Source organism: Serratia sp. AKBS12, assembly GCF_024793895.1.
Taxonomy (GTDB): Bacteria; Pseudomonadota; Gammaproteobacteria; order Enterobacterales; family Enterobacteriaceae; genus Serratia_F.
In genome coordinates, this window is the sequence record NZ_JANUSB010000007.1 from 24,320 (window position 1) to 50,087 (window position 25,768).

A 25,768-nucleotide genomic window follows, 5' to 3' on the forward strand; every position below is an offset into this window, starting at 1 on the left:
TTATTACCCGGAATGGTCCAGGTTACGGAAGGCGGTCAACGCGCCTGCAATCTGCAACAGGACCGGGTAAACGAATTACGTAGAGGATTCAAGATGGCTACTGGAAAGATTATCCAGGTAATCGGCGCCGTGGTGGACGTCGAGTTCCCTCAGGATGCCGTACCAAAAGTGTACGATGCCCTTGAGGTAGAAAACGGTACCGAAACTCTGGTGCTGGAAGTTCAGCAGCAGCTGGGCGGTGGCGTGGTTCGTTGTATCGCTATGGGCACCTCCGACGGTTTGCGTCGCGGCCTGAAAGTGAACGATCTGCAACACCCAATCGAAGTCCCGGTTGGCAAGGCTACGCTGGGTCGTATCATGAACGTATTGGGTCAGCCAATCGACATGAAAGGCGACATCGGCGAAGAAGAGCGTTGGGCGATTCACCGCGCGGCGCCAAGCTACGAAGAACTGTCCAACTCCCAGGATCTGCTGGAAACCGGTATCAAGGTTATGGACCTGATCTGCCCGTTCGCCAAGGGTGGTAAAGTCGGTCTGTTCGGTGGTGCGGGTGTTGGTAAAACCGTAAACATGATGGAGCTGATCCGTAACATCGCGATCGAACACTCCGGTTATTCGGTGTTTGCGGGCGTGGGTGAGCGTACTCGTGAGGGTAACGACTTCTACCACGAAATGACCGACTCCAACGTACTGGACAAGGTTTCCCTGGTTTACGGCCAGATGAACGAGCCACCGGGTAACCGTCTGCGCGTTGCGCTGACCGGTCTGACCATGGCCGAGAAATTCCGTGACGAAGGTCGTGACGTTCTGCTGTTCGTTGATAACATTTACCGTTATACCCTGGCCGGTACCGAAGTGTCCGCACTTCTGGGCCGTATGCCATCGGCGGTAGGTTATCAGCCAACGCTGGCGGAAGAGATGGGCGTTCTGCAAGAACGTATCACCTCGACCAAGACCGGTTCTATCACCTCCGTACAGGCCGTTTACGTACCTGCGGATGACTTGACTGACCCGTCACCAGCCACCACCTTTGCGCACTTGGACGCAACCGTGGTACTGAGCCGTAACATTGCCTCCCTGGGTATCTACCCGGCCGTTGACCCGCTGGATTCTACCAGCCGTCAGCTGGATCCGCTGGTGGTTGGCCAGGAGCACTACGACGTAGCGCGTGGCGTGCAGTCGATTCTGCAACGCTATCAGGAACTGAAGGACATCATCGCAATCCTGGGTATGGACGAACTGTCAGAAGATGACAAACTGGTCGTATCCCGTGCGCGTAAAATCCAGCGCTTCCTGTCTCAGCCGTTCTTCGTGGCAGAAGTCTTTACCGGTTCTCCGGGCAAGTTCGTATCGCTGAAAGACACCATCCGTGGTTTCAAAGGCATTATGGACGGCGACTATGACCACCTGCCGGAGCAGGCGTTCTACATGGTTGGCACCATTGAAGAAGCAGTGGAAAAAGCCAAGAAACTGTAACGCCTTGAGAGGAGGGTGATATGGCTATGACTTACCATCTGGATGTAGTCAGCGCGGAAAAACAGATGTTTTCCGGCCTGGTGCAAAAGATCCAGGTGACAGGCAGCGAAGGCGAACTGGGTATTTTCCCGGGGCATGCGCCGCTGCTGACTGCCATCAAGCCTGGCATGGTGCGTATTGTTAAACAGCATGGTGAAGAAGAGTTCATCTACCTGTCCGGCGGTATCCTTGAGGTACAGCCGAGCGTGGTGACCGTGCTGGCGGACACTGCCATCCGTGGAACGGACCTTGACGAAGCGAGAGCGCTGGAAGCCAAGCGCAAAGCTGAAGAGCACATCCGTAGCTCTCATGGTGATGTCGACTATGCTCAGGCATCCGCTGAACTGGCGAAGGCGATCGCGAAGTTGCGCGTCATCGAACTCACCAGAAAAGCGATGTAAGCAATACCGAAATAAGAAAGCGACCCATGTGGTCGCTTTTTTTTTGCTTTAAAATAAGCGTTTGTCGCCGAGGCTGCCGGTGGTGTATTAAGCGCTGCCAGCCGGAAATTATGTCTCCGATCGCCGACAGTTTTTCGATCGGGGAATCGGAATGCTCCGACTGACGGCATGCCTAGAGCCGCAAGGGCTGAGCCGGCTTCGTGCAAAGAAATATGTAGTAATTTCGTCACTAAACGGGTTTACTTTCGTCTATTAAATTGGAGTTATCAGGTTGCTTATGTCGAACAGCGCAATGAGTGTGGTGATCCTCGCCGCGGGCAAGGGAACACGCATGTATTCCGATCTTCCCAAAGTGCTGCACCCACTGGCGGGTAAGCCGATGGTGCAGCATGTTATCGACGCGGCCACCAGTATGGGCGCGGAAAATATCCATTTGGTTTACGGCCATGGCGGCGATCTGCTGAAAAGCACGCTGACAGACGGCGCGTTGAATTGGGTGCTGCAAGCCGAACAGCTGGGCACCGGTCACGCCATGCAGCAGGCTGCACCGCATTTTGCCGAAGATGAAGACGTCCTGATGCTGTACGGCGACGTGCCGCTGATTTCCGTCGATACGTTGACGCGCCTGCTGGCCGCCAAGCCGCAGGGCGGTATCGGCCTGTTGACGGTTAAACTGGACGATCCAAGCGGCTATGGCCGCATCGTGCGGGAAAACGGTAGCGTGGTCGGCATCGTCGAGCATAAGGATGCCAGTGAGCAACAGCGTCAAATCAATGAAATCAATACCGGCATACTGGTTGCCAACGGCGGCGATCTGAAGCGCTGGCTGGGCAAGCTGACCAATGACAATGCGCAGGGTGAATATTACATCACTGATATCATCGCATTGGCCCATGCCGACGGCAGAACCATCGAAACGGTGCACCCCGATCGCCTCAGCGAAGTCGAAGGGGTTAACAACCGCCTTCAGCTCGCACGACTTGAGCGGGTGTATCAGGCCGAGCAGGCGCAAGCGCTGCTGCTGGCCGGCGTGATGCTGCTCGATCCGGCGCGTTTCGATTTGCGCGGTGAACTGACGCACGGTCGCGACGTGTCAATCGACGCCAACGTGATTATCGAAGGTCAGGTGCAACTGGGCGACCGGGTGAAAATCGGTGCTGGCAGCGTTCTGAAAAACTGCGTGGTGGGCGATGACTGCGAAATCAGCCCGTACAGCGTGCTGGAAGACGCGGTGCTGGGCGCCGAGTGTACCGTCGGGCCGTTTGCACGCTTGCGTCCAGGCGCGGAGCTGGCGCAGGGCGCTCACGTCGGCAATTTTGTCGAAATGAAGAAAGCGCGGTTGGGCAAAGGCTCCAAGGCCGGGCATCTCAGCTATCTGGGCGATGCCGAGATTGGTGACGATGTCAATATTGGCGCGGGTACCATTACCTGTAACTATGACGGTGCCAATAAGCATAAGACCATTATCGGCGATGGGGTGTTTGTCGGTTCGGACACCCAACTGGTGGCGCCGGTATCGGTCGGTAAAGGCTCCACCATCGCCGCCGGCACCACGGTCACTCGCGATATCGGCGACGATGAGCTGGTGCTGAGCCGCGTCAGGCAGGTGCACATTCAGGGCTGGCAGCGCCCGATTAAAAAGAGATAGAGACAGCCCTTTATAGCGTTGTTGCCTTTATGACAGAACCCCAGTCACTTACTTGAGTAAGCTCCTGGGGATTCTGACATTTGCCGCCTGGCCGCAACTCGAAATCTATTGGGCGGTAACATGTAGTAGAAATAATATGTTTTGTATTGGGCTCCAATGTAGAGCCCAATACAAAACATAATAATCCCCACCATCTACAGGCTCGGGGGCTGCACGGTAAAACCGGCAAAATCAGGTCGAGACATCGAAAAGCGCCAGCATGGCGTTTCATTAGGAATACAACTGATGTGTGGAATTGTAGGCGCAGTAGCGCAACGTGATATTGCAGAGATTCTGTTGGAAGGCTTACGCCGTCTTGAGTACCGCGGTTATGACTCGGCCGGTTTGGCAGTGGTTGACGCGCAAGGCAACGTCAGCCGTTTACGCCGCGTCGGCAAGGTGCAGAAACTGGCTGAAGCTGCAGAACAGCATCCTTTGCATGGCGGTACCGGCATCGCGCACACCCGTTGGGCAACCCACGGCGAACCGACCGAAGCCAACGCTCACCCGCATGTGTCCGATTACATCACCGTGGTGCATAACGGCATCATTGAAAACCACGAACCGCTGCGTGAACTGCTGATTGAACGCGGTTACCGCTTTGCGTCCGAAACCGACACCGAAGTGATCGCGCACCTGGTGCATTGGGAACAGCTGCAGGGCGGTACGCTGCTGGAAGTGGTCAAACGCGTTATTCCACAGCTGCGCGGCGCTTACGGCACCGTGGTGATGGACAGCCGCGATCCGAGCGTGCTGGTCGCCGCGCGTTCTGGCAGCCCGCTGGTGATTGGCCGCGGCGTCGGCGAAAACTTTATCGCGTCCGATCAGCTGGCGCTGCTGCCGGTGACCCGTCGTTTCATCTTCCTGGAAGAAGGCGATGTGGTGGAAATGACTCGTCGTACCGTCAACGTATTCGACAAGCAAGGCAATGCGGTCGAGCGCCCGGAAATCGAATCCCAGGTGCAATATGACGCGGGTGACAAAGGCGCTTATCGTCATTACATGCAGAAAGAAATTTTTGAACAGCCGCTGGCATTGAAAAACACCCTGGAAGGGCGTTTCAGCCATGGCCAGATCAACCTGAGCGAGCTTGGCGAAGGCGCCGATCAACTGCTGGCGAAGGTGCAGCACGTGCAGATTATCGCCTGCGGTACTTCTTACCATTCCGGCATGGTAGCGCGTTACTGGTTCGAATCACTGGCCGGCGTGCCGTGCGATGTCGAAATCGCCTCCGAATTCCGTTACCGCAAGTCCGCGGTGCGCCCGGGCAGCCTGATCATCACTCTGTCACAGTCAGGCGAAACCGCCGACACGCTGGCGGCGCTGCGCCTGTCGAAAGAGCTGGGATACCTGGGCTCGCTGGCGGTGTGCAACGTGGCGGGATCTTCTCTGGTACGTGAATCCGATCTGGCGCTGATGACCAAGGCCGGCACGGAAATCGGCGTGGCGTCGACCAAGGCCTTCACGACCCAACTTGCCGTTTTGCTGATGCTGGTGGCGCGTCTGGGACGTCTGAAAGGCATGGCGGAAAGCGTTGAACATGATATTGTGCACGCCCTGCAGGCGTTGCCGGCGCGCATTGAGCAGATGCTGTCGCTGGACAAGAGCATCGAAGCGCTGGCGGAAGGCTTCTCCGACAAGCATCATGCGCTGTTCCTCGGCCGTGGCGATCAGTATCCGATTGCCATGGAAGGCGCGCTGAAGCTGAAAGAGATCTCCTACATTCACGCCGAAGCCTATGCAGCTGGCGAACTGAAGCACGGCCCATTGGCGCTGATTGATGCCGATATGCCGGTGATCGTGGTAGCGCCAAACAACGAACTGCTGGAAAAGCTGAAGTCCAATATTGAAGAAGTCCGAGCACGCGGCGGCCAACTGTATGTGTTCGCCGATCAGGATGCCGGTTTCGTCAGTAGCGAGGGGATGACCATCGTTCCTCTGCCGCACGTCGAAGAAATCGTCGCGCCTATCTTCTACACCGTGCCATTGCAACTGTTGTCCTATCACGTTGCGCTGATCAAAGGCACTGACGTCGATCAGCCGCGTAACCTGGCGAAGTCCGTCACCGTAGAGTAATGCGTCGCGCTGCGCGCCATTGCCGGCGCAATGCGCGAAACCGCAAACAGCCAATCCGGTATGCCGTTTACCCGCATACCGGATTTTTTTATGCCGGACGCAGCATGGCGGTATCCGGCGGGCTGAACGCTGGACTACGGCTGCATCTCGATCACGACTTTTCCTTTCGCCCGACCCTGGGCAAGATAAGCCAGCGCTTCCTTGGCCTGTTCGAACGGGAATACCGTATCGATAACCGGCTTGATACGCTCGGTTTCAAGCAGTTTGCCGATCTCGGCGAGCTGGGTGCCGTCGGCGCGCACAAACAGGAATGAATAATTCACGCCGTGCTGTTTCGCCAGACGCATCATCTTGTGGCTCATCAATGAGAAGATGAACTGCAAAAAGACGTTAAGCTTTCTGGTCCGGGCGAAGGCAACGTCCAATGGCCCGGTCAGCGAGATGATGCTGCCTCCCCGCTTGAGAATACCGACGGATTTTTCAATCGTCTCCCCCTTGAGGGTGCCAAGTACCGCATCGTAGCCGCTGAGTACGCTCGCGAAATCCTGCTGGTGGTAGTCAATCACCTGGTCTGCGCCCAGGCTGCGTACCAGGGTGACATTATGGCTACTGGTGGTGGTAGCCACCGTTGCGCCCAGATGTTTTGCCAGTTGGATGGCAAAGGTGCCGATACCGCCGGATCCGGCAGGGATAAACACCTTCTGCCCGGCGTGCAGCCTGGCACGCTCACGTAGTGCTTGCCAGACGGTCAACGCCACCATCGGCATGGCGGCAGCCTGCACGAAGCTCAGATTGGCCGGTTTGAGTGCGGCGGCGCTTTCCGGCACCGTCGCGAACTCGGCAAAGGATCCCGATCCCAGATCGAACAGGCTGGCAAAAACGGCGTCACCGGGCGTGAAGCGGGTTACGCCGTTGCCCACCTCGGTGACGACGCCTGCCAGATCGCTGCCCAGCGTTGTCGGGAGCGGCAAATGCAGTACCGCCTTGAACATGCCGGTCGGGATGATGTTATCGATCGGATTCAGGCCGGCAGCATGAACCTTTACCCTGATTTCATTGGCCTGCAGCGCAGGCAGAGAAACCTGGTCGAACCCTACCTCGGGCGATTTGCCATAGCGCCTGAGGGTGAGTGCCTTCATCGTCTGATTGTTCATTGCATGTTCTTCTCGCTGCGTTTAAGGAAAGGCACGGTATTGCATGGCGGGTTTCAGCGATTTATTGGCCGTTTTTGTATCTTGCAGCGGCTTCGTCCTGTTTGATATCTGCCAGCATGGCCAGTCTTGCGCCATCAAATGCATCCCAACTTTCGGCGTTGTGCAGTGGGGGGATGGTCACCCGTTCGCGACGATCGAAACCGACCAGCGCCGCATCGACCAGTTCGCCCACTTCCATCATCGGCGGCAGGGTGCTGCTGTCGATGCCAGCACGCTGCCAGATTTCGGTGTAGGTGCCGGCTGGCAGCACCGCCTGAACATAAATGCCCTTGGGTGACAGTTCCAGATGCATGCCCTGCGACAGATACAGCACGAAGGCCTTGGTGGCGCCATAAACCGTCGCCCCGAACTCGGGCATCAGGCTGAGGGCAGAACTGATATTAACGATCGAGCCGCTACCTGCTTGCACCAGGCGTGGCGTAATGGCGTTGGCCAGCCGCGTCAATGCGGTAATGTTGAGCATGATAAGTTGTTCAATCGACGCCGACGTCTGCTCGGCGAAGCCACCTGACTGACCAATGCCAGCGTTATTGATCAGGGTGGTGATGCGCGAGTCTTCACGCAGACGCGATTCGACCCTGGCCAGATGGTCAGATTGGGTAAGATCGGCTGGCAAGACATCAACGGCCACGCCGGTTTCTTGCCGCAGGCGTGCGGCAAGAGCATCAAGTCGTGCCTGATCCCGTGCAACCAGCACCAGATCGTGGCCACGGCGGGCGAAGCGTTCGGCGTACACGGCACCGATACCGGTGGATGCGCCGGTAATCAGGATGGCAGAAGTAGTCATATATTCACTCTCTTGTTTAATGAGTATCGGCGATATGCATCTTTGGGCCGAAGGGGGTTGCGTAGGATCACGGCTAACCAGCCGGTTTTCCACGATTGGGCTATGGCTGGCTGGCGCGATTAATAATGATGATCATAATCTAACTTGTCAATCGGTTTGATTACGAGCATCATCAATGTATACTGACGCCATGATTTTCAAAGGGTGAGGGGCGATAAAAATGAAAGTGAGCAAAGCGCAGGCGCAAGAAAACCGGATGCGCATCGTGGAAACGGCCTCGGTGCTGTTTCGCGAGCGCGGCTACGACGGCGTCGGCATTGCCGAGTTGATGTCGGCCGCCGGTTTTACCCATGGCGGGTTTTACAAACACTTTGGCTCCAAAGCCGATCTGATGTTGGAAGCGGTAGCCTGCGGGTTTGCCCAGTCGCAGGCAAAAATCGAAGGAAAGGATGTCGCGCAGATCGTCGAACAGTATCTGTCCCGCGAGCATCGCAACCATGTCGGCGACGGCTGTGTGATGGCTGCGCTGTCTACCGATGCGGCGCGCCAGCCCGAGTCGGTTAAGGAATTATTTGCCGCAGGCATTGAACGCCAGCTGGCCATGCTGACGCAGCGGGGCGATGGCGCGGGCGAAACCCGAGCTGCGGGTATCGACACGCTTGCCCGTCTGGTGGGGGCGCTGGTGCTGTCGCGTGCCTGTCCGCAAGGTTCGGCATTGGCGGACGAGATCCTGCAGGTTTGCCGCACGCGTATGCTTGACGCTGATGATCCGCATGCTGACAGCGCTGCGCAGTAACTCACAGCGTAGAAGCGTCATCAAACGTTAACCTAGTGCATGAGATGGCGGTGGGATTGCCGACACGGTAGCGCCGCTGGGTGAGCGATTGTCGCATCAGCGTTATCGTTCGGCGGCCGAAACCGCCGTTTTAACGAGAATAATTCCAACGATAATCGGTTGATTAACCACCAGAAAAACCGCAATTTTCAGAAAGTCCGCAGATTAAAAAAACACGCCAATCAGGCGGATTTTTTTATAACGCGATGATTTTTAATAAATTAATTTTAAATGCCGTCGCCTGTCATATAACTGTCATATTTCATACATTTTTCTGTCACCAAACTGTCCTATTTTCCCTCCTGCAGCAATACTTACTCTGATGAAAACGACTCGAAGTCGATTTTTGAATATCCCATTAGGAGGGATTATGAAACTGATGCGTACCACCGTCGCCAGTATTGTGGCAGCGACTTTCTCCCTGGCCTCTGTGTCTGCTTTCGCTGCTGCCAACCTGACCGGTGCAGGTGCGACATTCCCCGCACCGGTGTATGCCAAGTGGGCAGATTCTTATCAAAAAGAAACTGGCAACAAAGTTAACTATCAGGGGATTGGTTCCTCTGGCGGTGTGAAGCAAATCATCGCCAATACCGTTGACTTTGGTGCCTCCGATGCGCCGTTGTCCGATGAAAAGCTGGCTGCTGATGGCCTGTTCCAGTTCCCGACCGTAATTGGCGGCGTAGTGCTGGCGGTCAATATTCCGGGCATCAAATCTGGTGATTTGACCCTTGATGGTAAAACGTTGGGTGACATCTACCTGGGGAACATCAAAAAATGGAATGACCCAGCCATCACCAAACTCAACCCGGGCGTAAAACTGCCAGATCAGAACATTGCCGTGGTACGCCGCGCTGACGGTTCCGGTACGTCATTCGTCTTCACCAGCTACCTGGCCAAAGTCAACGCGCAGTGGAAAGAGAAAATCGGCGCTGGCTCAACGGTTAACTGGCCGACCGGTCTGGGTGGTAAGGGCAACGACGGTATTGCGGCATTCGTGCAACGTCTGCCGGGTGCCATTGGCTACGTAGAGTACGCCTACGCCAAACAGAACAATCTGGCCTACACCAAGCTGGTGTCTGCCGATGGCAAAGCGGTCAACCCGACGGAAGATGCGTTCAGCAACGCGGCCAAAGGCGTGGACTGGAGCAAAACCTTCGCCCAGGACCTGACCAATCAGAAAGGCGAGGGCGCGTGGCCGATTACCTCCACCACCTTCATCCTGGTTCACAAGGCACAGAAGAAGCCTGAGCAAGGCGCTGAAGTGTTGAAATTCTTCGACTGGGCTTACAAGTCCGGTGGCGACGAAGCCAAAGCGCTGGATTACGCCACCCTGCCTGAAGAAGTGGTTGAACAGGTGCGTGCGGCCTGGAAAACCAACGTGAAAGACAGCTCAGGCAAAGCATTGTACTAAGCGGCAAGCGTTTGGTTAGCCGTCATATAGGGGCCCGGCATGCCGGGCCCTCCCAGCTTTAAACAGAAGAGTAATCTATGGCTGAGTACAAGCCGACCATTAAGGCTCCAGGCAAAAATGGTGACATCCTGTTCAGCGCGCTAGTGAAACTGGCGGCGCTGATTACCCTATTGCTGCTGGGTGGCATCATTGTTTCACTCGTCTTCGCTTCCTGGCCGAGCATGCAGAAGTTTGGCTTCTCCTTCCTGTGGACCAAAGAGTGGGACGCACCGGCGGAGCAGTTTGGTGCACTGGTACCGATATACGGCACCATCGTTACCTCGCTTATCGCCTTGATCATTGCGGTCCCGGTGAGCTTCGGCATCGCACTGTTCCTGACCGAGCTGGCGCCGAACTGGCTCAAGCGCCCGTTGGGCGTGGCGATTGAACTGCTGGCGGCCATTCCGAGCATCGTTTACGGCATGTGGGGTCTGTTCGTATTTGCCCCGCTGTTTGCCGAATATTTCCAGACACCGGTTGGCGATGTCCTGTCCGGTATTCCTATCGTCGGTGAACTGTTCTCCGGCCCGGCCTTCGGCATCGGCATCCTGGCCGCCGGGGTGATTCTGGCGATCATGATTATTCCTTACATCGCCGCGGTAATGCGCGACGTGTTTGAACAGACGCCGGTAATGATGAAAGAGTCGGCCTACGGTATCGGCTGTACCACCTGGGAAGTTATCTGGCGCATCGTCCTGCCGTTCACCAAAAACGGCGTGATCGGCGGCGTAATGCTGGGTCTGGGCCGAGCGCTGGGAGAAACCATGGCGGTGACCTTCATCATCGGCAACACCTACCAGCTCGACAGCGCCTCGCTGTATATGCCGGGCAACAGCATTACCTCGGCGCTGGCCAACGAATTCGCCGAAGCGGAATCCGGGCTGCACACCGCAGCACTGATGGAGCTGGGTCTGATTCTGTTTGTTATCACCTTTATCGTGCTGGCGTTGTCGAAACTGATGATTATGCGCCTGGCCAAGAATGAGGGACGCTAACGTGGCGACGATGGATATGCAACATAACCTGGCACTGGCGGAAAGCCGCCGCAAAATGCAGGCCTGGCGCCGCCAGAAGAACCGCATCGCGCTGTTCCTGTCGATGGCCACCATGGTGTTCGGCCTGTTCTGGCTGGTATGGATCCTGTTTTCTACCGTCACCAAGGGCATCGACGGCATGTCGCTGGCGCTGTTTACCGAAATGACACCGCCGCCTAACACCGCTGGTGGCGGGCTGGCCAACGCCATCGCCGGTAGCGGGCTGTTAATCCTGTGGGCGACCATCTTCGGTACCCCGCTCGGCATTCTGGCGGGGATTTATCTGGCAGAGTACGGCCGTAAATCGTGGTTGGCAGAAGTGATTCGTTTTATTAACGACATTTTGCTGTCGGCACCGTCAATCGTGGTCGGCCTGTTCGTGTACACCATTGTGGTGGCGAAGATGGAGCACTTTTCCGGCTGGGCGGGCATTATCGCGCTGGCGCTGCTGCAGGTGCCGATCGTCATTCGCACCACCGAAAACATGCTCAAGCTGGTACCGGATACGCTGCGAGAAGCTGCCTATGCGCTCGGCACGCCGAAGTGGCGCATGATTTCCGCCATTACGCTGAAGGCGTCGGTGTCCGGCATCATTACCGGCGTGCTGTTGGCGATTGCACGCATTGCCGGCGAAACGGCACCGCTGCTGTTTACCTCGTTGTCGAACCAGTTCTGGACCACCGACCTGATGCAGCCGATCGCCAACCTGCCGGTCACCATTTTCAAGTTCGCCATGAGCCCGTTTGCCGAATGGCAGCAACTGGCCTGGGCCGGGGTGTTGCTGATCACCCTGTGCGTACTGTTACTGAATATCCTGGCGCGTGTGATTTTCGCCAAGAAAAAGCATTCATAAAAATTTAAGCGCCGCCGCGGCGGCGCTGTGAAAAGAGAGAAGTCTAGATGAGTAATATTGACCTCGCTTCCGCCAGCAAGATTCAGGTACGCGATCTGAACTTTTATTACGGCAAATTCCATGCGCTGAAAAATATCACGCTGGACATCGCCAAGAACAAAGTGACCGCGTTTATCGGCCCCTCCGGCTGCGGCAAGTCCACGCTGCTGCGCACCTTCAACAAAATGTACCAGCTGTATCCGGAGCAGCGCGCCGAAGGTGATATTCTGCTGGATGGCCAGAACATTCTGACCGATAACCAGGATATCGCGCTGTTGCGTGCCAAGGTGGGTATGGTGTTCCAAAAGCCGACGCCGTTCCCGATGTCTATTTACGACAACATCGCCTTCGGCGTTCGCCTGTTTGAAAAACTGTCGCGTGCCGACATGGATGAGCGCGTACAGTGGGCATTAAGCAAAGCGGCGTTGTGGAATGAAACCAAAGACAAGCTGCACCAGAGCGGTTACAGCCTGTCCGGTGGCCAGCAGCAGCGTCTGTGCATCGCCCGTGGCATTGCCATTCGACCCGACGTGCTGTTGCTGGATGAACCCTGTTCGGCGCTGGATCCGATCTCTACCGGTAAGATTGAAGAACTGATCAGTGAGCTGAAGTCGGACTACACCGTGGTGATAGTGACCCATAACATGCAGCAGGCCGCGCGTTGTTCTGATTCGACAGCATTTATGTATCTGGGCGAATTGATTGAGTTCAGTGATACTGACACCCTATTCACCGCGCCGCAGAAAAAACAGACTGAAGATTACATCACTGGCCGTTATGGTTGATGAGGATGCATCATGGATAACCTGAATTTAAACAAACACATTTCCGGCCAGTTTAACGCTGAACTCGAGCACATCCGTACCCAGGTATTGACCATGGGCGGGCTGGTGGAACAGCAATTGACCGATGCCATTACCGCGATGCACAACCAGGACGGCGAGCTGGCCAAGCGAGTGATCGACGGCGACGACAAGGTCAACATGATGGAAGTGGCGATCGACGAAGCCTGCGTGCGTATTATTGCCAAACGCCAACCGACCGCCAGTGACCTGCGTCTGGTGATGGCGATCATCAAGACCATTTCGGAGCTGGAACGTATCGGCGACGTGGCAGATAAAATCTGCCGCACCGCGTTGGAAAAGTTTTCGCATCAGCATCAACCGCTGCTGGTCAGCCTGGAATCCCTTGGCCGTCACACCGTGCAAATGCTGCACGACGTGCTGGATGCCTTTGCCCGCATGGATCTCGACGAAGCCGTGCGTATCTACCGCGAAGACAAGAAGGTCGATCAGGAATATGAAGGTATCGTGCGTCAACTGATGACCTATATGATGGAAGACTCACGCACCATTCCCAGCGTGCTGACTGCGCTGTTCTGCGCGCGTTCGATCGAGCGTATCGGCGACCGTTGTCAGAATATCTGCGAATTCATCTTCTACTTTGTTAAGGGGCAGGATTTCCGCCATATCGGCGGTGATGCGCTGGATAAACTGTTGGCCGATGGCAAAACGCCACCGGACGTTACCGGCGAGTAACGGTTCCGTTCTCCCGGCAAAGGCGCAGCGTGCTGCGCCTTTTTTACGACCAATAACCTTGAAGTTAAAACGGTTATAAATATAGCTTTTTATATTATTTCCTGACCTAAGTGGCAGTTGCTAGCTTATCCATCAGCAGGACATCAACCACTTGGGAGCTTTTCATGAAACAGCGCGCTTTGGCTTTAACCTTGTTGGCCGGCTTGGCCGGTCTCGCTAGCGGTGCCGCGCAGGCGGACAAACTCGACGACATCAAACAGGCCGGCGTGGTGCGCATCGCGGTATTCGACAGCAATCCACCGTTTGGCTATATCGATCCGCAGAGCAAAAAGCTGGTGGGTTACGACGTCGACATTGCCGATGCGATAGGCAAGGCTCTCGGGGTGAAGGTCGAACTGCGCGCCACCAACCCGGCTAACCGCATTCCGCTGCTGGTAGCCAAAAAAGTGGATCTGATTGCCGCCAACTTTACCATTACCGATCAACGAGCCAAGGAAGTGAATTTCAGCGTGCCATATTTCGCCACCGGGCAGAAATTCATCGCGCGTAAAGGGGTGCTGAAGACCCCGGAGGACATCAAAACGCTGCGTATCGGCGCGGATAAAGGCACGGTACAGGAAATAACCCTGCGCGAACATTACCCGACCGCCAAAGTGATTTCCTATGACGATACCCCACTGGCGTTTGTGGCGCTGCGTAACGGCAACGTACAGGCGATCACTCAGGATGACGCCAAGCTGGTCGGCCTGCTCGGCAACCTGACGCCGGCGCAAAAAGCCGATTTTGAAATTTCACCGTTCAGTATTACCAAAGAATATCAAGGCATCGGCATTCCCAAGGGCGAAGAACGCCTGACGACGACCATCAACGACAGCTTGCTTAAGCTGGAACAGGGCGGTGAAGCGCTGAAGATTTACCAGCGCTGGTTCGGCCCGGAAACCAAAAGCGCTCAACCGCGCGGCGACTTCAAAATTGCGCCGTTGGCTCAGCAACCTAAAGCCTGATGCAGGCGTTATGCTGCCTTGAACGCAAGGGCGCAGTGAGCTGTGCCCTTGCTGCATGGATGCCGAGAGAACAACGATGAGCGTGCAATTTCTTGCGGACTGGCTATTGGAGCCGCAATATCTTGGCTGGCTATGGCACGGTTTTCTGCTGACGCTATGGCTTTCCGCCTGTGCCGGACTGGCGGCCACGCTGCTGGGGCTGGCTGTCGCCGCGTTGCGCGCCAGCCAGTTGCCGCCGCTGCGCTGGCTGGCGGTTGCCTACAGCGCGCTGTTTCGTAATACGCCGCTGCTGGTACAGCTGTTTTTCTGGTACTTCGCCGCCGGGCAATTGCTGCCGTCTGCCGCCATGCAATGGCTGAATACCCCACATCAGCTTGGGTGGCTGGCCTGGCCGTCGTTCGAGTTTCTGGCCGGCTTCTGCGGGCTGACGCTGTATTCCGCCGCGTTTATCGCCGAGGAAGTCCGTTCCGGCATACGCGGCGTGGCTGTCGGGCAAAAACAGGCCGCCAACGCGCTGGGACTGACCGGCTGGCAGGCGATGCGCCATGTGGTGCTGCCGCAGGCGTTGACCATCGCCCTGCCGCCGCTGCTGGGCCAATACATGAATCTTATCAAGAACTCGTCGCTGACGATGGCGATCGGCGTTGCCGAGCTGTCGTATGCTTCGCGCCAGGTAGAAACCGAAACGCTACGCACCTTCCAGGCGTTTGGCGTTGCCACGCTGCTGTACATCGCCATTATTGCGCTGTTGGAAGGTTGGGGCATGTGGCATCAACAGCGCAAATCGCAGCGAGGGGCGCAGAATGGATTTTAGCGTTATTCAGGAAAACCTGCGTTATCTGCTGTTGGGCACCTGGCCGGACGGCCCGCTGGGCGGCGCAGCGCTGACCCTGGCCATCAGCCTGATGGCCGGCGTGGCGTCGGCACTACTGGGCACTTTACTGGGAATACTGCTGGCGATGTCACGCGGTGCGCTTGCCGGGCTACTGGCTGCCGTATTAGGCTTTTTCCGTGCCATACCGGTGATCATGCTGATTTTCTGGACCTATTTCCTGTTACCCATCGTGTTTGGCGTGGAGATCCCGGAAATCACCACCGTGGTGTGCGCGCTGGCGCTGATCGCCGCCGCCTATCTGGCCCATGCGGTGAAGGCCGGTATCGTCGCCATTGGCCCCGGGCAGTGGCAAGCCGGACTGTCGCTGGGGCTGACGCGTTGGCAAACGCTGGCGCTGATCGTGCTGCCGCAGGCGTTACGCATGATGGTGCCCTCGTTCATCAACCAATGGATTTCTCTGATTAAGGATACCTCGCTGGCCTACATCGTCGGCGTCGGCGAACTGACCTTTTTGGCCACCCAGGTGAATAACCGCAGCATGGCGTATCCGATGGAGGTGTTCCTGTTTGTGGCGCTGGTGTACTTCGCGTTCTGTCTGGCGCTCGATCTGCTGGCCAATGGCTTGAACAAACGCTTCAGCCCGCAGGCCAAAGCGTTGGTGCGTGCAGGACGCAAACCGCCGTTACCGGCCAGTTAACTGCCAGCCGCGCTGCTGCCACAGCGACGGCAACTGGGCGAGATCGTCGAAGGGGGTGACCAGCGGGTGATCGATCGGCTTATTGTGCGGATCGGCGCAGAAGTAAAACACCGGAATACCAGCGGCGATCCCGGCCTGTGCGCCGGCGGCGGAATCATCCACCAGAATGCAGCGTTCTACCGGTACGCGCATTTGCGCCGCGGCGTGGTAGACGATCGCCGGGTCCGGCTTCCAACGCTGGATATCGTAGCCGCTGTACAGCCGGTCATCAAAATAGGACAGCATGCCGGTCAGGCCGAGCGAATGCTGCATTTTGCTTACCGGCCCGTTGGAAACGGTGCAAAAAGGCACGCTGACCTGCGCCAACAGCTCACGTGCGCCGGCGATAGGTTGCAGTTGGGTGTCAAACAGGCGCGCAACTTCCTGACGATATTGCGGTTCCAGCAGCTCTTTGGCCAGGCTGGTGCCATGCTCAGCATTCACCTGGTCAATAATCTCGTACAGTTTTATACCCTTGTATTTTTTGAATACCTCTTCCAGCGACAGCGTGATGCCATGCTGGGCAAACATATGTACATAGGCCATGCTGCACAGCACTTCGCTGTCCACCAGCGTGCCGTCGCAATCAAACAGAATACAGTCAATCTGGGTCATCGAAACCTTGCCCTCGCGGTTGCTACAGTACTCCCACTTTAACCGGCTGCGCCAGGAAAGCGATAGCAAGATGGCCCGCTTCGGCCAATTCGCAATAAATCCATCGGATTACCGAGCAAAACCGCCGAAAAGGCGAAAAAAACCTGTGATCGACGTCAAAAGCCGGAAATTTTGTTATAGGATAGCCGGCGGACTGTCCATTCCCTTCTTCGGAATTCTGATAATGACCAAACAAGTCACTGGCCTTGACGCTGAGCAAGGCTTGCTTGGGCGCGTGTTTAAACTCAAGCAGCATGGCACTACGGTACGTACGGAAACGATTGCCGGCTTTACCACCTTTTTGACCATGGTGTACATCGTATTCGTCAACCCGCAGATCCTCGGCGCTGCGGGTATGGATACACAGGCGGTGTTCGTTACCACCTGCCTGATTGCCGCCTTTGGCAGCATTCTGATGGGGCTGCTGGCCAACCTGCCGGTGGCGCTGGCCCCGGCGATGGGCCTCAACGCCTTCTTTGCCTTTGTGGTGGTTGGCGCGATGGGGATCTCATGGCAGGTCGGTATGGGGGCGATTTTCTGGGGCGCGGTCGGTTTGCTGTTGCTGACCATTTTCCGCATCCGTTACTGGATGATCGCCAATATTCCGCTGAGCCTGCGCATTGGCATCACCAGCGGCATCGGCCTGTTTATCGCCATGATGGGGCTGAAAAACGCCGGGATCGTGGTGGCGAATCCGGACACGCTGGTTACGGTCGGCAATCTGACCTCACACAGCGTACTGCTGGGAGCACTGGGCTTCTTTATCATCGCCATTCTGGCTTCGCGCAATATCCACGCGGCGGTGCTGGTGTCGATCGTGGTCACCACGCTGATTGGCTGGGCCTTGGGCGACGTGAAGTACGGCGGGGTATTTTCGATGCCGCCAAGCGTTACCTCGGTGGTCGGTCAGGTCGATCTGGCCGGCGCGCTAAACGTCGGGCTGGCCGGGATTATCTTCTCGTTCATGCTGGTTAACCTGTTCGATTCCTCCGGTACGCTGATTGGCGTCACCGACAAGGCCGGACTGACCGATGAAAAAGGCAAATTCCCGCGCATGAAGCAGGCGCTGTACGTAGACAGCATCAGCTCGGTGGGCGGCGCGTTTATCGGCACTTCGTCGGTGACCGCTTATATTGAAAGTTCGTCCGGCGTGTCGGTGGGGGGCCGCACCGGTCTGACCGCGGTGGTTACCGGTCTGCTGTTCCTGCTGGTGATCTTCCTGTCTCCGCTGGCTGGCATGGTTCCGGCCTATGCTGCCGCCGGTGCGCTGATTTACGTAGGCGTGCTGATGACCTCGAGTCTGGCGCGGGTTAAATGGGACGATCTTACCGAGGCGGTACCGGCGTTCGTCACTGCGGTGATGATGCCGTTCAGTTTCTCGATTACCGAGGGCATTGCGCTGGGGTTCATCGCCTACTGCGTAATGAAGCTGGGCACCGGCCGCTGGCGTGAGATTAGCCCTTGCGTGGTGGTGGTGGCGCTGCTGTTTGTTCTGAAGATCGTGTTTGTCGACGGGCATTGATGCCGTTGGCAGAAAGCCGGGTCCAGCTTGCTGGGCCCGTTTTTTATCCATCCGGATGTGCATCCGGCGCCTTACCCAGCACCCATTCCATTGGCCGCGCAAAACGCCCCTGCCAACCAACCATGGCGCTTTTCGCCTGATTAAAACGCTGTAGCTGCACCTGATTGCCGGTATTGAACAGTTCGGCGAAATGCAGCGCCAGCGCCCGTGCGCTAAAGTTCTGACGATCGTAATAGGCCAGTACGATGCGCTTGTTTTCAGCCAGCGTCTGTCTGGCTGGGGTGATTTCGCCGTGCGGCGCGATCAGCAGCGCGCCGGCATAAAACTGCGGATACTTCGCCAGAAGGTTGGCAGCGTGCAACGCACCCTGGCCGCGACCGGACAAATATACCTGTTGCGGGTTGAGATTCAGTTCGGTGGTCAGCGGTGCCAACGCGCGCTGAATGGCGCTTTGGGTGGTTTCATCGCTGTAATTGGACCAGCGGAAACTGTTTTCCGACAGCATTTGCGTGCCGTTCAGCTCAATGTAGGCGGCGCCAAGGGAACTGAACAGCAGACGATCTTCGGCGCTGATGCTGGCCGATTTGCCGTAATCATGCAGAAACACCACCGTTGGCCAGCCGCCGGCGGGCGTCGGGCCGCTTGGCAGGGCGTAGCTGGCTTTCCCTTCAAATTGCTGGGCGCGCTGCAGATAGCGGGCTTTGGCTTGTGCAAGAATAGATTGATAGGTACGGCGGTGCTGAATACTACTGAACGCATCGTCTTCCAACAGGTTGTAGTAATACCACAGTCCGCGTTTGGCGCTCAGCTGCAGATAACGTTCCGCCAGCTCGGTTTGCCCCTTTTCGGCAGAGGAGGCTGCCAGCTGATAGGGGGCCCAGACGTTGTGCCGATCTTCGCGCATCAGGGTCAAATACAGCGACATTGCCTCAAGCTTTTTTTCTTCCTGATTGTGCGCCGCCCGTGGCAATTTGGCGTTCAATAGGTGATGTGCCGGCAACTCCACCGGTTCCTCTCCGGCGGGGTAGCGCAGCTGTTCGGCAAGCAAGGGTCTGGTGATAACAGCCAACAATAAGGCTAAAACAAAACAATACATGGCGTTATGTCTTTATTTCAAAATAGCGGTAGGCGTGGCGGGTTCCAGCATCGGCGCCTTCTGACGTAAGGGAAGGCGCCGCTAACCAAGCCTTATCTTACCCGACGGATATAGTCGCTGAAGGTAGAGAGTTGGCCGGTCAGGAAGTCAAGCGTACCCGGCTCAACCAGTTCGCCGGTTTGCTCGTCAACCTTGTTCTGGATCACGCCGCCCATGAACTCCGGTTTGTTCATCACCATGGCGTCGAGGAATACCAGGATCTGGCGCAGATGGTACTGACAGCGTGCGCCGCCGATGGGTCCCATTGAACTGGTCTGAATGGCCACCGGCTTGCCAGCCAGCGGCTGGTTTGGCAGGCGAGAAAGCCAGTCGATGGCATTCTTCAGGCCACCCGGCACGGAATAGTTATATTCCGGCGTCACGATGATCACGCCATCGGCCTGGCGAATCCGATCGGCGATGGCTTCGACCGTGGCCGGGAACCCCTCGTCCTGCTGCAGGTCGGCGTCGTAAAGCGGGATATCGCGAATGGAAGGCAATGCCTCGATGGTTACACCTGGCGGTGCCAGCTTCGGTAACGTACGCGCGACCATGGCGTTGTAGGAGTTTTTGCGCAGGCTGCCGAGCAGAGTGACGATTTTTAATGCTTGGTCTGACATGATGACTCTCCCTTTCTAATGAACAGATTCAGCGTGGAACACCGATAAATACTAGGGCAAATAAACCGCAGGGGACAGCCGTATGTGGTTTATTTCTGCCTATGGGTGCTGCGCCAGCCTTTTGTCGTCTATTGCCGGCATTAGCGTGAATTTTACACACCGGAAAGCCTGATAAAGCGCAGCGAGTCGCTCGACGAACGTGCCGAGAGCTCGCCTTTTCTTTCCAGCCCCAACTGCGGTTCATAGTGCCAGCATATCAACCGTTCCAGTTGTGGTTCGCGTGCACAGGCCCAGCTTTGATATGCATCGGCGTCGCTTACCACCTGCACCTTAGGCGTGACGCTGGAGCGCAATTGGCCGGAAAACGGCCGCAGGCTGAGCGTCGCCTGGCCGCTATTACCCAGGCCGGAGATTTTCAGCACGCTTTGGCGAATGCTCCACAGCTGGGTTTCCGCCTCTAACCGATCGTCCTGCATGCCGATCCAGGCGGTTTCGCTGGCGCTCTGGTATTGATGCTGCAACTTTTGCTGATTGGCGACGCGTGCGCGCATGACTTCAATATCCAGGCCCACTCTGCCTTCGTTGCTCAGCAAAACGCCAACGGTGTTACCGGCGTAAGCCAGGCTGAAATCGGGCAGGTGATGATCGGCAAAACACGGGCGCCCGGTGGGCGTGGTGGCGATCGGCGGCAATTTCGCCAGGCCATACAGATAAAACATCATCTCGGCGAGCAGAATGCGCCCCTGCAGAAAGCGCTGACGGCGCTTGGCGGAGAATGTCACGCTACTGGCGATCAGCTCCGCGCTCAACCGTTGGGTATTCAACTGAGTGGGTGTCGTGCTCCATCGGGCAAAATGGCATGCCATTATTCACTCCATGTCAGTAAGAGCATCGTCGCTGGAGAAGTAGATTATGCGTAACCTTAAGATTTTTCATTAAAAACGCATATGCGGTTTATCCTATTTATTGCGTGGGTAGTGCTGCGGCGCTGCAGAGTGCGCGCCGCACGGGGAGATTACGGTCGGTACTGCACGGCAGGCAGCGCCGTCGGGTCGATAGCCGCGTGCATCCGCTGCATCGCCTCAGCCCAGGGGCAGAGTACGCCCAGTGACAACTGGCGGCAGCCAGGGTGGCTAAACTCGGTTTTTAACGGTGGTGACAGCGCGCTCAGAGGTGACAGCTGGCGGATTTGATCCAGCGATTGCGCCTGAAAGTACAGACGCAGGAAGCGTTGGTCAGTTTGCCTATCGCGCCAACGTTCAAATACCAGGCTGCCGGCCGGCGGAATATTACCGCGTGGGTAAAGCCCCTGTTGCCAGCTAAAGCCAAGCAGGGTGCGCAGATAAGCGATATTGGTATCATGCGCGACAAACAGCAGCCAGCGCGCGGCCGGCGGAGCACCGGCTGAGGTCTGGTCGGCGGCCAGCGCCAGCGCAATTTGGTTCAACAATACCGAACCGCCGCGTTGAGCGATGTAGGGCACGTCATTGGTAAAGTCATAGCGGGCTGTGAGCAGGGGCAGCAACGGCGCGACGGCCGATGCGTTGACGCCGTGGCCAAAGGCGACCCGTGCCGTCGGCTGGTTTTCGCTGTATGCCAGGCGAATGCTTTCCGCCATGTTGGACAGTGTCCCCAGGCCGTTGATGCTGAAGCGGCCGTCGTGCTCCTGAGTGATTTCCCAGGGTTGTTCAAAGGCCGGACAGGCCTGTTGCGGCAGGCAGACCGCCGCTTGCAGACGCCGTATGTCAGCGCCAAAGCGCGTTTTCACCTGCTCGGGGCTGCCGCCCATCGCCTGCCTTATTGCCGTGCTGGCCCGTTCGGCATCGAGCGGCGCCAGGCCCATTTTATCTGTCTGAAACAGCGGATCCTGTTCGGTGGCGGCCGCATGAATGGCAACCCCGCAGCCGGGAAATGCGCCGTCCATCAACGCCTGCGCGGTGGCTCGCGTGCGCTGTAGCGGACTGGCCCAGACATACACCGCTCCCGCGCTCGGGCAGCCGCTGGCCAACAGCCCCTGACGGCGATAATAGTCGGCTTCATAGCGTCCTTTCAGCGCGGCGGCGGCATAACCGTGGCCGGTGAGTTCGCCGTCGCGCGTCAGCCATTGCGGCCACTCTCGGCCGGTTCCCGCCTGCATCGCCTGCCGGTTGCCTGAGGTCGGCGGGCGTACGCCGTGGCGGCTGACCTCAACCACCTTTTCCAATACGTAGCGCGGCTCAGCCTGGGCTACGGTGGAAATCATGCCCAGCGTGACGGCAAATAACAGACGTGACCAGTCCTTTTGCAATAGCAACATAATATATTCCTCGTTAACGTATCTTCAGGTTAAATATATTTATGACGACGAACAAACAGGATATTGCTATTAATTATCAGGATGCGCTCGTCACGCGTTTTATTGCATGGCGGTGTGCGACAATCGTGGCGGTAATAAACGTCAGTGCCGCCGATAATAACCCGCAGGCAATCCAGAATAGCGATAATGTATCGAAGTTATACAGCGTTTTGCCGGCTTCTATTACCGAGGTGCGATCGATAATCACGCCGGTAAGGAACTCTCCCAGTCCGGCACCGGCATAACTGGCTATGCCAATGGTGCCCAGTGCCGCGCCGGCCGCCTTCTTCGACGAAATATCCACCGCGATCAAACCGCCGAGGAAACAGGTCAGTGCGCCAATGGTAGCGCCGAAAATCACCATCGAGGCAATGTCACTGTAGTAATTGCGCGGTAACCATACCATCAGGGCGAACCCGGCAGTATTGAGCAGGCCGATAATCCCGGCCATGACGCTGCGATTGCGCGGGAATAAACGATCGGACAACATACCGGCAATAATGGTCCCGACGATGCCGGCAATGGCGTTGACGCCGATAATGCTGGAGGCTTCCAGCGTTGAGTAGTGCTTGGCCTGTTGCAAAAAGAAAATTCCCCACGAATTCACCGCATAGCGATCGATATACATAAAGGCCGATGCCAGCGCCAGCGTCCATAGCGCCGGGTTGCTCAGTGACCACAGCTGATTTTTCAGCACCGACCCCCGATCTTCGCCTGGCGTTTGCGGCTCGTGGCGAATAACGCCGATCGGCGGATAGCCGGCGCTCTGCGGTGAGTCGCACATAAACAGCAGGATCAATACGATACCTACGCCACCCAGCATGGCGGTAGTGAAGTAGCCGGCATGCCAGCCAAACGCGGCAATGACCGCTGCAATCACCATATAGGTAATGGCTTCACCGATGTTATGCGCGGTGGACCAGATGGCGTAAAAGGTGCCGCGTTCTTTATTGCCATACCAGCGTGCCAGCGACACCGCGCATGGGCCAACTCCCATTGACTGCGCCCAGCCGTTGATGCCCCAGAACAGCGTCAGCAGCAACGCATTGCTGGTGGTGCCCATCATAAAGTTCATGCCTGCGCTGAGCAGCAGCCCCAGGCTCATAAAGCGCACCACGTTGGCATGATCGGCCAGGAAGCCGTTGACCAGCTTGCCAATGGCGTAGCAAAAGAACAGCGCGGAACCGATCATGCCCAACTCGGTCGGGCTGATGCCAATATCCACCAGGGCGCTTTTCGCCACGGTGAACGACAGCCGGCAAACGTAAAACATCACATAGGCCACCGTCATCGCCAGAAAGGTTCGCCAACGCAGGGTAAGGAACTTCTTTTCATTCAGCGGGCCATGAGAAGGCGTGGCCGGCGCCGCTTTAAAAAAAGCGAATATACCAGACATAATTTCACTCCGTAGGGCGGATTGGCAAAATACACGCTGATTAAGCGCTCTCTGGTTATTCCATTGGCAGAGAAACTCATCCTTGTTAATTTAATTTATAGGGCACGTAATCTGAATAAATTGCTTTTCCATGAGTTAATTGGGGAACGCCGTTATTTTATTTTTTGCTGAATCAATTCGCTCAGCTGGGAATAAATTTCCGCGTTGGCCATTAAAAGCACATTACCGCGTTGCAAACCGTGGTCAGCTAGGAAATCATTGCTGACGCCGCCCGCTTCTCTCACCAGTACGATGCCGGGCAGGCTGTCCCAGGCGTTCATGTGTGGTTCGTAATAGCCGAGCAGGCGCCCGGCGGCGACCTGCGCGGTCATTAACGCGCCAGAACCACTGCGAATAAACATGCCGCCGGCGTGCAGTAACCGGCTGATAAACGGCACGAAATCTTCAGGCGTGACGCGGTGGGAAGTGCCGACGCCCATCACGCCGTCGCGTAACGAGCTACCCGCATGCACGCGGATAGCATCATGGTTGAGAAACGCTCCCCGGCCCTTGCAGGCGTGAAACATTTCCCGATGGTTGGGATCGTAGACCACGCCAATGACCGGATCGCCGTCAACGATCACGCCGATCGACACGCACCAGGTGTGCAAGCCATTGAGAAAGCACGCGGTACCGTCGATCGGATCGACGACCCAGGTGCAGGTGGCGCTACCGCCACCGCCACCGCTTTCTTCGCCCAGAAAGTCATCCTGCGGAAAGCGTTGGGCGATCAGCCGGCGCGTCAACGCTTCGACTTCACGATCGGCCTGGCTGACCACGTCCTGTAAATCATCGCCCTTGTGTTCCACCGCCAGCTGCTGGCGACGTTGATAAAAATCGTAAGCCAGCTCGGCGGCCTGGCGCGCCACGTCGCATGCAAAGTGATAGCGCGTGCTGATTTCCTGTTCTGTTGTTGCCGTCATTTCCCCTCCGTCACTAATTGCACTCGTGTGCAAAAAAGATGATAACCTTGCTTTGTTGCAGTGGTGCTACAGGATAATGGCTAAAGTGAAAAACTTATTCCGTGATCGGCTACGCATAAAACAGATCTTTCGTTTTAGGCGGATTGGCGCACGATAAGCTCAACCGGCACGCTCTTGCGTACCGCCGGCTGGTCGAAATGGCGCATGCGGCCGATCAGCAACGCTACTGCGGTACTGGCCAATGCTTCGGTGTCTTGCCGTAGGGTGGTGAGCTGATAGGGGGCGAAGGCGGCCTGTGGGATGTCATCGAAGCCTACCAGCGGTAATGGCTGCCCAGGGCGCTGTTGGCGCATAAAGTCCATGGCGCCCATCGCCAGCATATCGGTGGCGCAAAACAGGCCATCGAGCCGCGGCTGTTGCGCCAGTAGGGCGGCGGCGGCGTCCCAGCCGGCCTGATAGCCGCCATGGGGACAAATCACGCTGGTCACCGGCTGGCGTTGAGCGTCGAACTGGCTTTCGAACGCCAGTTGGCGCTGCTGACTACTGAAGGAGGCGCTTTCGCCAATAAAGCCAGGGCAGGTCACGCGGTGTTGCATCAGTTGGCGTGCGGCCAACCCTGCGCCGTGGTGATTATCACTGTAAACCTGATCGGCGCCGCTCAGTTCAACCTGACGATTGATCAGCGTTACCGGGATTTTTCGCGCCAGATACTCTTCCGCCAGCGACAGCGGCGGCGCGCCAGAGGTCAGGATCACGCCGGCCACATGATAACTTAATAACTCACGTAGCCGCGGTGCCAGCTGTTTTGGGTCATCGGCATTCAGCAGCAATGGCATAAAGCCCTGTAACGCCAGGTGATGCACCAACGGCGCCAGCAATTTGCTGCGGAACGGGTTATCAAAGCCGGCGGTTACCAGGCCGATAAAATTGCTGCTGCCGGTAATCATCGAACGCGCGATGATATTCACCTGATAGCCCAGCTCAGCCGCTGCGGCTTCCACCCGTTGGCGCGTTTTGGCCGACACCGAGGCGCCGGGCGTAAAGGTGCGCGACACGGCGGAACGAGAAACGCCAGCCAGACGTGCAACGTCGCTGGCCGTTACCCAATGGTTCTTTGCATCGCTCATGGTTGCCGTTCTC

At 56.9% G+C, this 25,768-nt stretch carries 23 protein-coding genes and 1 pseudogene; 14 read left to right on the top strand and 10 right to left on the bottom strand.

Translation table 11 applies throughout. The features are described 5' to 3' along the window. Window positions 1-93: 93 nt before the first annotated feature. The 4 genes from atpD to glmS all read left to right on the top strand — a co-directional run bounded on the left by atpD (window position 94) and on the right by glmS (window position 5,679). Window positions 94-1,476, top strand: coding sequence for a F0F1 ATP synthase subunit beta (gene atpD, locus NYE85_RS04725; protein ID WP_004956918.1), 1,383 nt, complete (start codon window positions 94-96; stop codon window positions 1,474-1,476). Window positions 1,477-1,496: 20 nt separating this feature from the next. Beyond that, window positions 1,497-1,916: a F0F1 ATP synthase subunit epsilon gene (locus NYE85_RS04730; protein ID WP_004933814.1), complete on the top strand. Its 420-nt coding sequence runs from the start codon at window positions 1,497-1,499 to the stop codon at window positions 1,914-1,916. A gap of 277 nt (window positions 1,917-2,193) precedes the next feature. Then, on the top strand, window positions 2,194-3,564 hold the full coding sequence (gene glmU, locus NYE85_RS04735) for a bifunctional UDP-N-acetylglucosamine diphosphorylase/glucosamine-1-phosphate N-acetyltransferase GlmU (RefSeq protein WP_259003401.1): 1,371 nt from the start codon (window positions 2,194-2,196) through the stop codon (window positions 3,562-3,564). Window positions 3,565-3,849: 285 nt separating this feature from the next. Next, complete coding sequence (glmS, locus tag NYE85_RS04740) at window positions 3,850-5,679, top strand: glutamine--fructose-6-phosphate transaminase (isomerizing) (protein WP_259003403.1); 1,830 nt, start codon at window positions 3,850-3,852, stop codon at window positions 5,677-5,679. A 134-nt stretch (window positions 5,680-5,813) separates the two neighbouring features. On the opposite strand, the gene NYE85_RS04745 is transcribed toward glmS, so the two are convergent. Beyond that, window positions 5,814-6,833, bottom strand: a complete 1,020-nt coding sequence (locus tag NYE85_RS04745; protein WP_259003405.1) for an NADP-dependent oxidoreductase — start codon at window positions 6,831-6,833, stop codon at window positions 5,814-5,816. Window positions 6,834-6,894: 61 nt separating this feature from the next. Then, window positions 6,895-7,680 (bottom strand): SDR family oxidoreductase, encoded by a 786-nt coding sequence (locus tag NYE85_RS04750; RefSeq protein ID WP_259003407.1) that lies wholly within the window; start codon window positions 7,678-7,680, stop codon window positions 6,895-6,897. A gap of 220 nt (window positions 7,681-7,900) precedes the next feature. On the opposite strand from NYE85_RS04750, the gene NYE85_RS04755 reads away from it, so the two are divergent. The 9 genes and pseudogenes from NYE85_RS04755 to NYE85_RS04795 all read left to right on the top strand — a co-directional run. Further along, complete coding sequence (locus tag NYE85_RS04755; RefSeq protein ID WP_259003409.1) at window positions 7,901-8,476, top strand: TetR/AcrR family transcriptional regulator; 576 nt, start codon at window positions 7,901-7,903, stop codon at window positions 8,474-8,476. Between the two features lie 409 nt (window positions 8,477-8,885). Further along, complete coding sequence (pstS, locus tag NYE85_RS04760; protein WP_259003411.1) at window positions 8,886-9,926, top strand: phosphate ABC transporter substrate-binding protein PstS; 1,041 nt, start codon at window positions 8,886-8,888, stop codon at window positions 9,924-9,926. Between the two features lie 77 nt (window positions 9,927-10,003). Next, complete coding sequence (gene pstC / locus NYE85_RS04765; RefSeq protein ID WP_259003412.1) at window positions 10,004-10,960, top strand: phosphate ABC transporter permease PstC; 957 nt, start codon at window positions 10,004-10,006, stop codon at window positions 10,958-10,960. A gap of 10 nt (window positions 10,961-10,970) precedes the next feature. Beyond that, window positions 10,971-11,852 (top strand): phosphate ABC transporter permease PstA, encoded by an 882-nt coding sequence (gene pstA / locus NYE85_RS04770; RefSeq protein WP_371902056.1) that lies wholly within the window; start codon window positions 10,971-10,973, stop codon window positions 11,850-11,852. Between the two features lie 47 nt (window positions 11,853-11,899). Next, window positions 11,900-12,676 (top strand): phosphate ABC transporter ATP-binding protein PstB, encoded by a 777-nt coding sequence (gene pstB / locus NYE85_RS04775; RefSeq protein ID WP_004956947.1) that lies wholly within the window; start codon window positions 11,900-11,902, stop codon window positions 12,674-12,676. A 12-nt stretch (window positions 12,677-12,688) separates the two neighbouring features. Further along, window positions 12,689-13,429, top strand: a complete 741-nt coding sequence (gene phoU / locus NYE85_RS04780; RefSeq protein WP_259003413.1) for a phosphate signaling complex protein PhoU — start codon at window positions 12,689-12,691, stop codon at window positions 13,427-13,429. Window positions 13,430-13,593: 164 nt separating this feature from the next. Further along, the gene (locus NYE85_RS04785; RefSeq protein WP_259003415.1) at window positions 13,594-14,433 is read left to right on the top strand and encodes an ABC transporter substrate-binding protein; all 840 of its coding nucleotides are present in this window, start codon (window positions 13,594-13,596) and stop codon (window positions 14,431-14,433) included. A 76-nt stretch (window positions 14,434-14,509) separates the two neighbouring features. Further along, window positions 14,510-15,247: an amino acid ABC transporter permease gene (locus NYE85_RS04790; protein ID WP_259003417.1), complete on the top strand. Its 738-nt coding sequence runs from the start codon at window positions 14,510-14,512 to the stop codon at window positions 15,245-15,247. Beyond that, window positions 15,237-15,914: pseudogene (locus NYE85_RS04795) on the top strand (amino acid ABC transporter permease); the annotation flags it as partial. The gene NYE85_RS04790 and the pseudogene NYE85_RS04795, both read left to right, overlap by 11 nt. A gap of 36 nt (window positions 15,915-15,950) precedes the next feature. On the opposite strand, the gene yieH reads toward NYE85_RS04795, so the two are convergent. Next, window positions 15,951-16,619: a 6-phosphogluconate phosphatase gene (gene yieH, locus NYE85_RS04800; RefSeq protein WP_259003421.1), complete on the bottom strand. Its 669-nt coding sequence runs from the start codon at window positions 16,617-16,619 to the stop codon at window positions 15,951-15,953. A 223-nt stretch (window positions 16,620-16,842) separates the two neighbouring features. Here yieH and NYE85_RS04805 point away from each other — a divergent pair, with 223 nt between their 5' ends. Then, window positions 16,843-18,180 (top strand): NCS2 family permease, encoded by a 1,338-nt coding sequence (locus NYE85_RS04805; protein ID WP_259003422.1) that lies wholly within the window; start codon window positions 16,843-16,845, stop codon window positions 18,178-18,180. A 43-nt stretch (window positions 18,181-18,223) separates the two neighbouring features. Here the strand turns inward: NYE85_RS04805 and NYE85_RS04810 are convergent, their stop codons facing one another. The 7 genes from NYE85_RS04810 to NYE85_RS04840 all read right to left on the bottom strand — a co-directional run bounded on the left by NYE85_RS04810 (window position 18,224) and on the right by NYE85_RS04840 (window position 25,755). Beyond that, complete coding sequence (locus tag NYE85_RS04810) at window positions 18,224-19,276, bottom strand: hypothetical protein (RefSeq protein WP_259003424.1); 1,053 nt, start codon at window positions 19,274-19,276, stop codon at window positions 18,224-18,226. A 92-nt stretch (window positions 19,277-19,368) separates the two neighbouring features. Then, window positions 19,369-19,935 carry an NADPH-dependent FMN reductase gene (locus tag NYE85_RS04815; RefSeq protein WP_259003426.1) on the bottom strand — a complete coding sequence of 189 codons (567 nt, stop codon included), beginning with the start codon at window positions 19,933-19,935 and terminating at the stop codon, window positions 19,369-19,371. A 152-nt stretch (window positions 19,936-20,087) separates the two neighbouring features. Next, window positions 20,088-20,801 carry a 4'-phosphopantetheinyl transferase superfamily protein gene (locus NYE85_RS04820; protein WP_259003428.1) on the bottom strand — a complete coding sequence of 238 codons (714 nt, stop codon included), beginning with the start codon at window positions 20,799-20,801 and terminating at the stop codon, window positions 20,088-20,090. 149 nt (window positions 20,802-20,950) lie between these two features. After that, window positions 20,951-22,231 (bottom strand): histidine-type phosphatase, encoded by a 1,281-nt coding sequence (locus NYE85_RS04825; RefSeq protein WP_259003431.1) that lies wholly within the window; start codon window positions 22,229-22,231, stop codon window positions 20,951-20,953. Window positions 22,232-22,307: 76 nt separating this feature from the next. Then, window positions 22,308-23,666 carry an MFS transporter gene (locus tag NYE85_RS04830; RefSeq protein ID WP_259003432.1) on the bottom strand — a complete coding sequence of 453 codons (1,359 nt, stop codon included), beginning with the start codon at window positions 23,664-23,666 and terminating at the stop codon, window positions 22,308-22,310. A 152-nt stretch (window positions 23,667-23,818) separates the two neighbouring features. Continuing rightward, a complete protein-coding gene (locus NYE85_RS04835; protein ID WP_259003434.1) occupies window positions 23,819-24,628 on the bottom strand; it encodes an inositol monophosphatase family protein in 810 nt (269 codons plus the stop codon). Window positions 24,629-24,762: 134 nt separating this feature from the next. Next, entirely contained in the window at window positions 24,763-25,755 is a 993-nt protein-coding gene (locus NYE85_RS04840) for a LacI family DNA-binding transcriptional regulator (protein WP_259003436.1), read from the bottom strand. Between the last annotated feature and the right edge of the window lie 13 nt (window positions 25,756-25,768).

Excerpts from the sequence above, each read along its gene's own strand:
- NYE85_RS04815 (WP_259003426.1), bottom strand. The coding sequence starts at position 19,935 with ATGTCAGACCAAGCATTAAAAATCGTCACTCTGCTCGGCAGCCTGCGC.
- phoU (WP_259003413.1), top strand. The coding sequence starts at position 12,689 with ATGGATAACCTGAATTTAAACAAACACATTTCCGGCCAGTTTAACGCT.
- atpD (WP_004956918.1), top strand. The coding sequence starts at position 94 with ATGGCTACTGGAAAGATTATCCAGGTAATCGGCGCCGTGGTGGACGTC.
- NYE85_RS04785 (WP_259003415.1), top strand. The coding sequence starts at position 13,594 with ATGAAACAGCGCGCTTTGGCTTTAACCTTGTTGGCCGGCTTGGCCGGT.
- glmU (WP_259003401.1), top strand. The coding sequence starts at position 2,194 with ATGTCGAACAGCGCAATGAGTGTGGTGATCCTCGCCGCGGGCAAGGGA.
- pstB (WP_004956947.1), top strand. The coding sequence starts at position 11,900 with ATGAGTAATATTGACCTCGCTTCCGCCAGCAAGATTCAGGTACGCGAT.
- NYE85_RS04755 (WP_259003409.1), top strand. The coding sequence starts at position 7,901 with ATGAAAGTGAGCAAAGCGCAGGCGCAAGAAAACCGGATGCGCATCGTG.
- glmS (WP_259003403.1), top strand. The coding sequence starts at position 3,850 with ATGTGTGGAATTGTAGGCGCAGTAGCGCAACGTGATATTGCAGAGATT.
- NYE85_RS04830 (WP_259003432.1), bottom strand. The coding sequence starts at position 23,666 with ATGTCTGGTATATTCGCTTTTTTTAAAGCGGCGCCGGCCACGCCTTCT.
- NYE85_RS04840 (WP_259003436.1), bottom strand. The coding sequence starts at position 25,755 with ATGAGCGATGCAAAGAACCATTGGGTAACGGCCAGCGACGTTGCACGT.
- pstC (WP_259003412.1), top strand. The coding sequence starts at position 10,004 with ATGGCTGAGTACAAGCCGACCATTAAGGCTCCAGGCAAAAATGGTGAC.
- pstS (WP_259003411.1), top strand. The coding sequence starts at position 8,886 with ATGAAACTGATGCGTACCACCGTCGCCAGTATTGTGGCAGCGACTTTC.
- NYE85_RS04820 (WP_259003428.1), bottom strand. The coding sequence starts at position 20,801 with ATGGCATGCCATTTTGCCCGATGGAGCACGACACCCACTCAGTTGAAT.
- NYE85_RS04835 (WP_259003434.1), bottom strand. The coding sequence starts at position 24,628 with ATGACGGCAACAACAGAACAGGAAATCAGCACGCGCTATCACTTTGCA.
- NYE85_RS04730 (WP_004933814.1), top strand. The coding sequence starts at position 1,497 with ATGGCTATGACTTACCATCTGGATGTAGTCAGCGCGGAAAAACAGATG.
- pstA (WP_371902056.1), top strand. The coding sequence starts at position 10,971 with ATGGATATGCAACATAACCTGGCACTGGCGGAAAGCCGCCGCAAAATG.
- NYE85_RS04825 (WP_259003431.1), bottom strand. The coding sequence starts at position 22,231 with ATGTTGCTATTGCAAAAGGACTGGTCACGTCTGTTATTTGCCGTCACG.
- NYE85_RS04810 (WP_259003424.1), bottom strand. The coding sequence starts at position 19,276 with ATGTATTGTTTTGTTTTAGCCTTATTGTTGGCTGTTATCACCAGACCC.
- NYE85_RS04790 (WP_259003417.1), top strand. The coding sequence starts at position 14,510 with ATGAGCGTGCAATTTCTTGCGGACTGGCTATTGGAGCCGCAATATCTT.
- NYE85_RS04745 (WP_259003405.1), bottom strand. The coding sequence starts at position 6,833 with ATGAACAATCAGACGATGAAGGCACTCACCCTCAGGCGCTATGGCAAA.
- yieH (WP_259003421.1), bottom strand. The coding sequence starts at position 16,619 with ATGACCCAGATTGACTGTATTCTGTTTGATTGCGACGGCACGCTGGTG.
- NYE85_RS04805 (WP_259003422.1), top strand. The coding sequence starts at position 16,843 with ATGACCAAACAAGTCACTGGCCTTGACGCTGAGCAAGGCTTGCTTGGG.
- NYE85_RS04750 (WP_259003407.1), bottom strand. The coding sequence starts at position 7,680 with ATGACTACTTCTGCCATCCTGATTACCGGCGCATCCACCGGTATCGGT.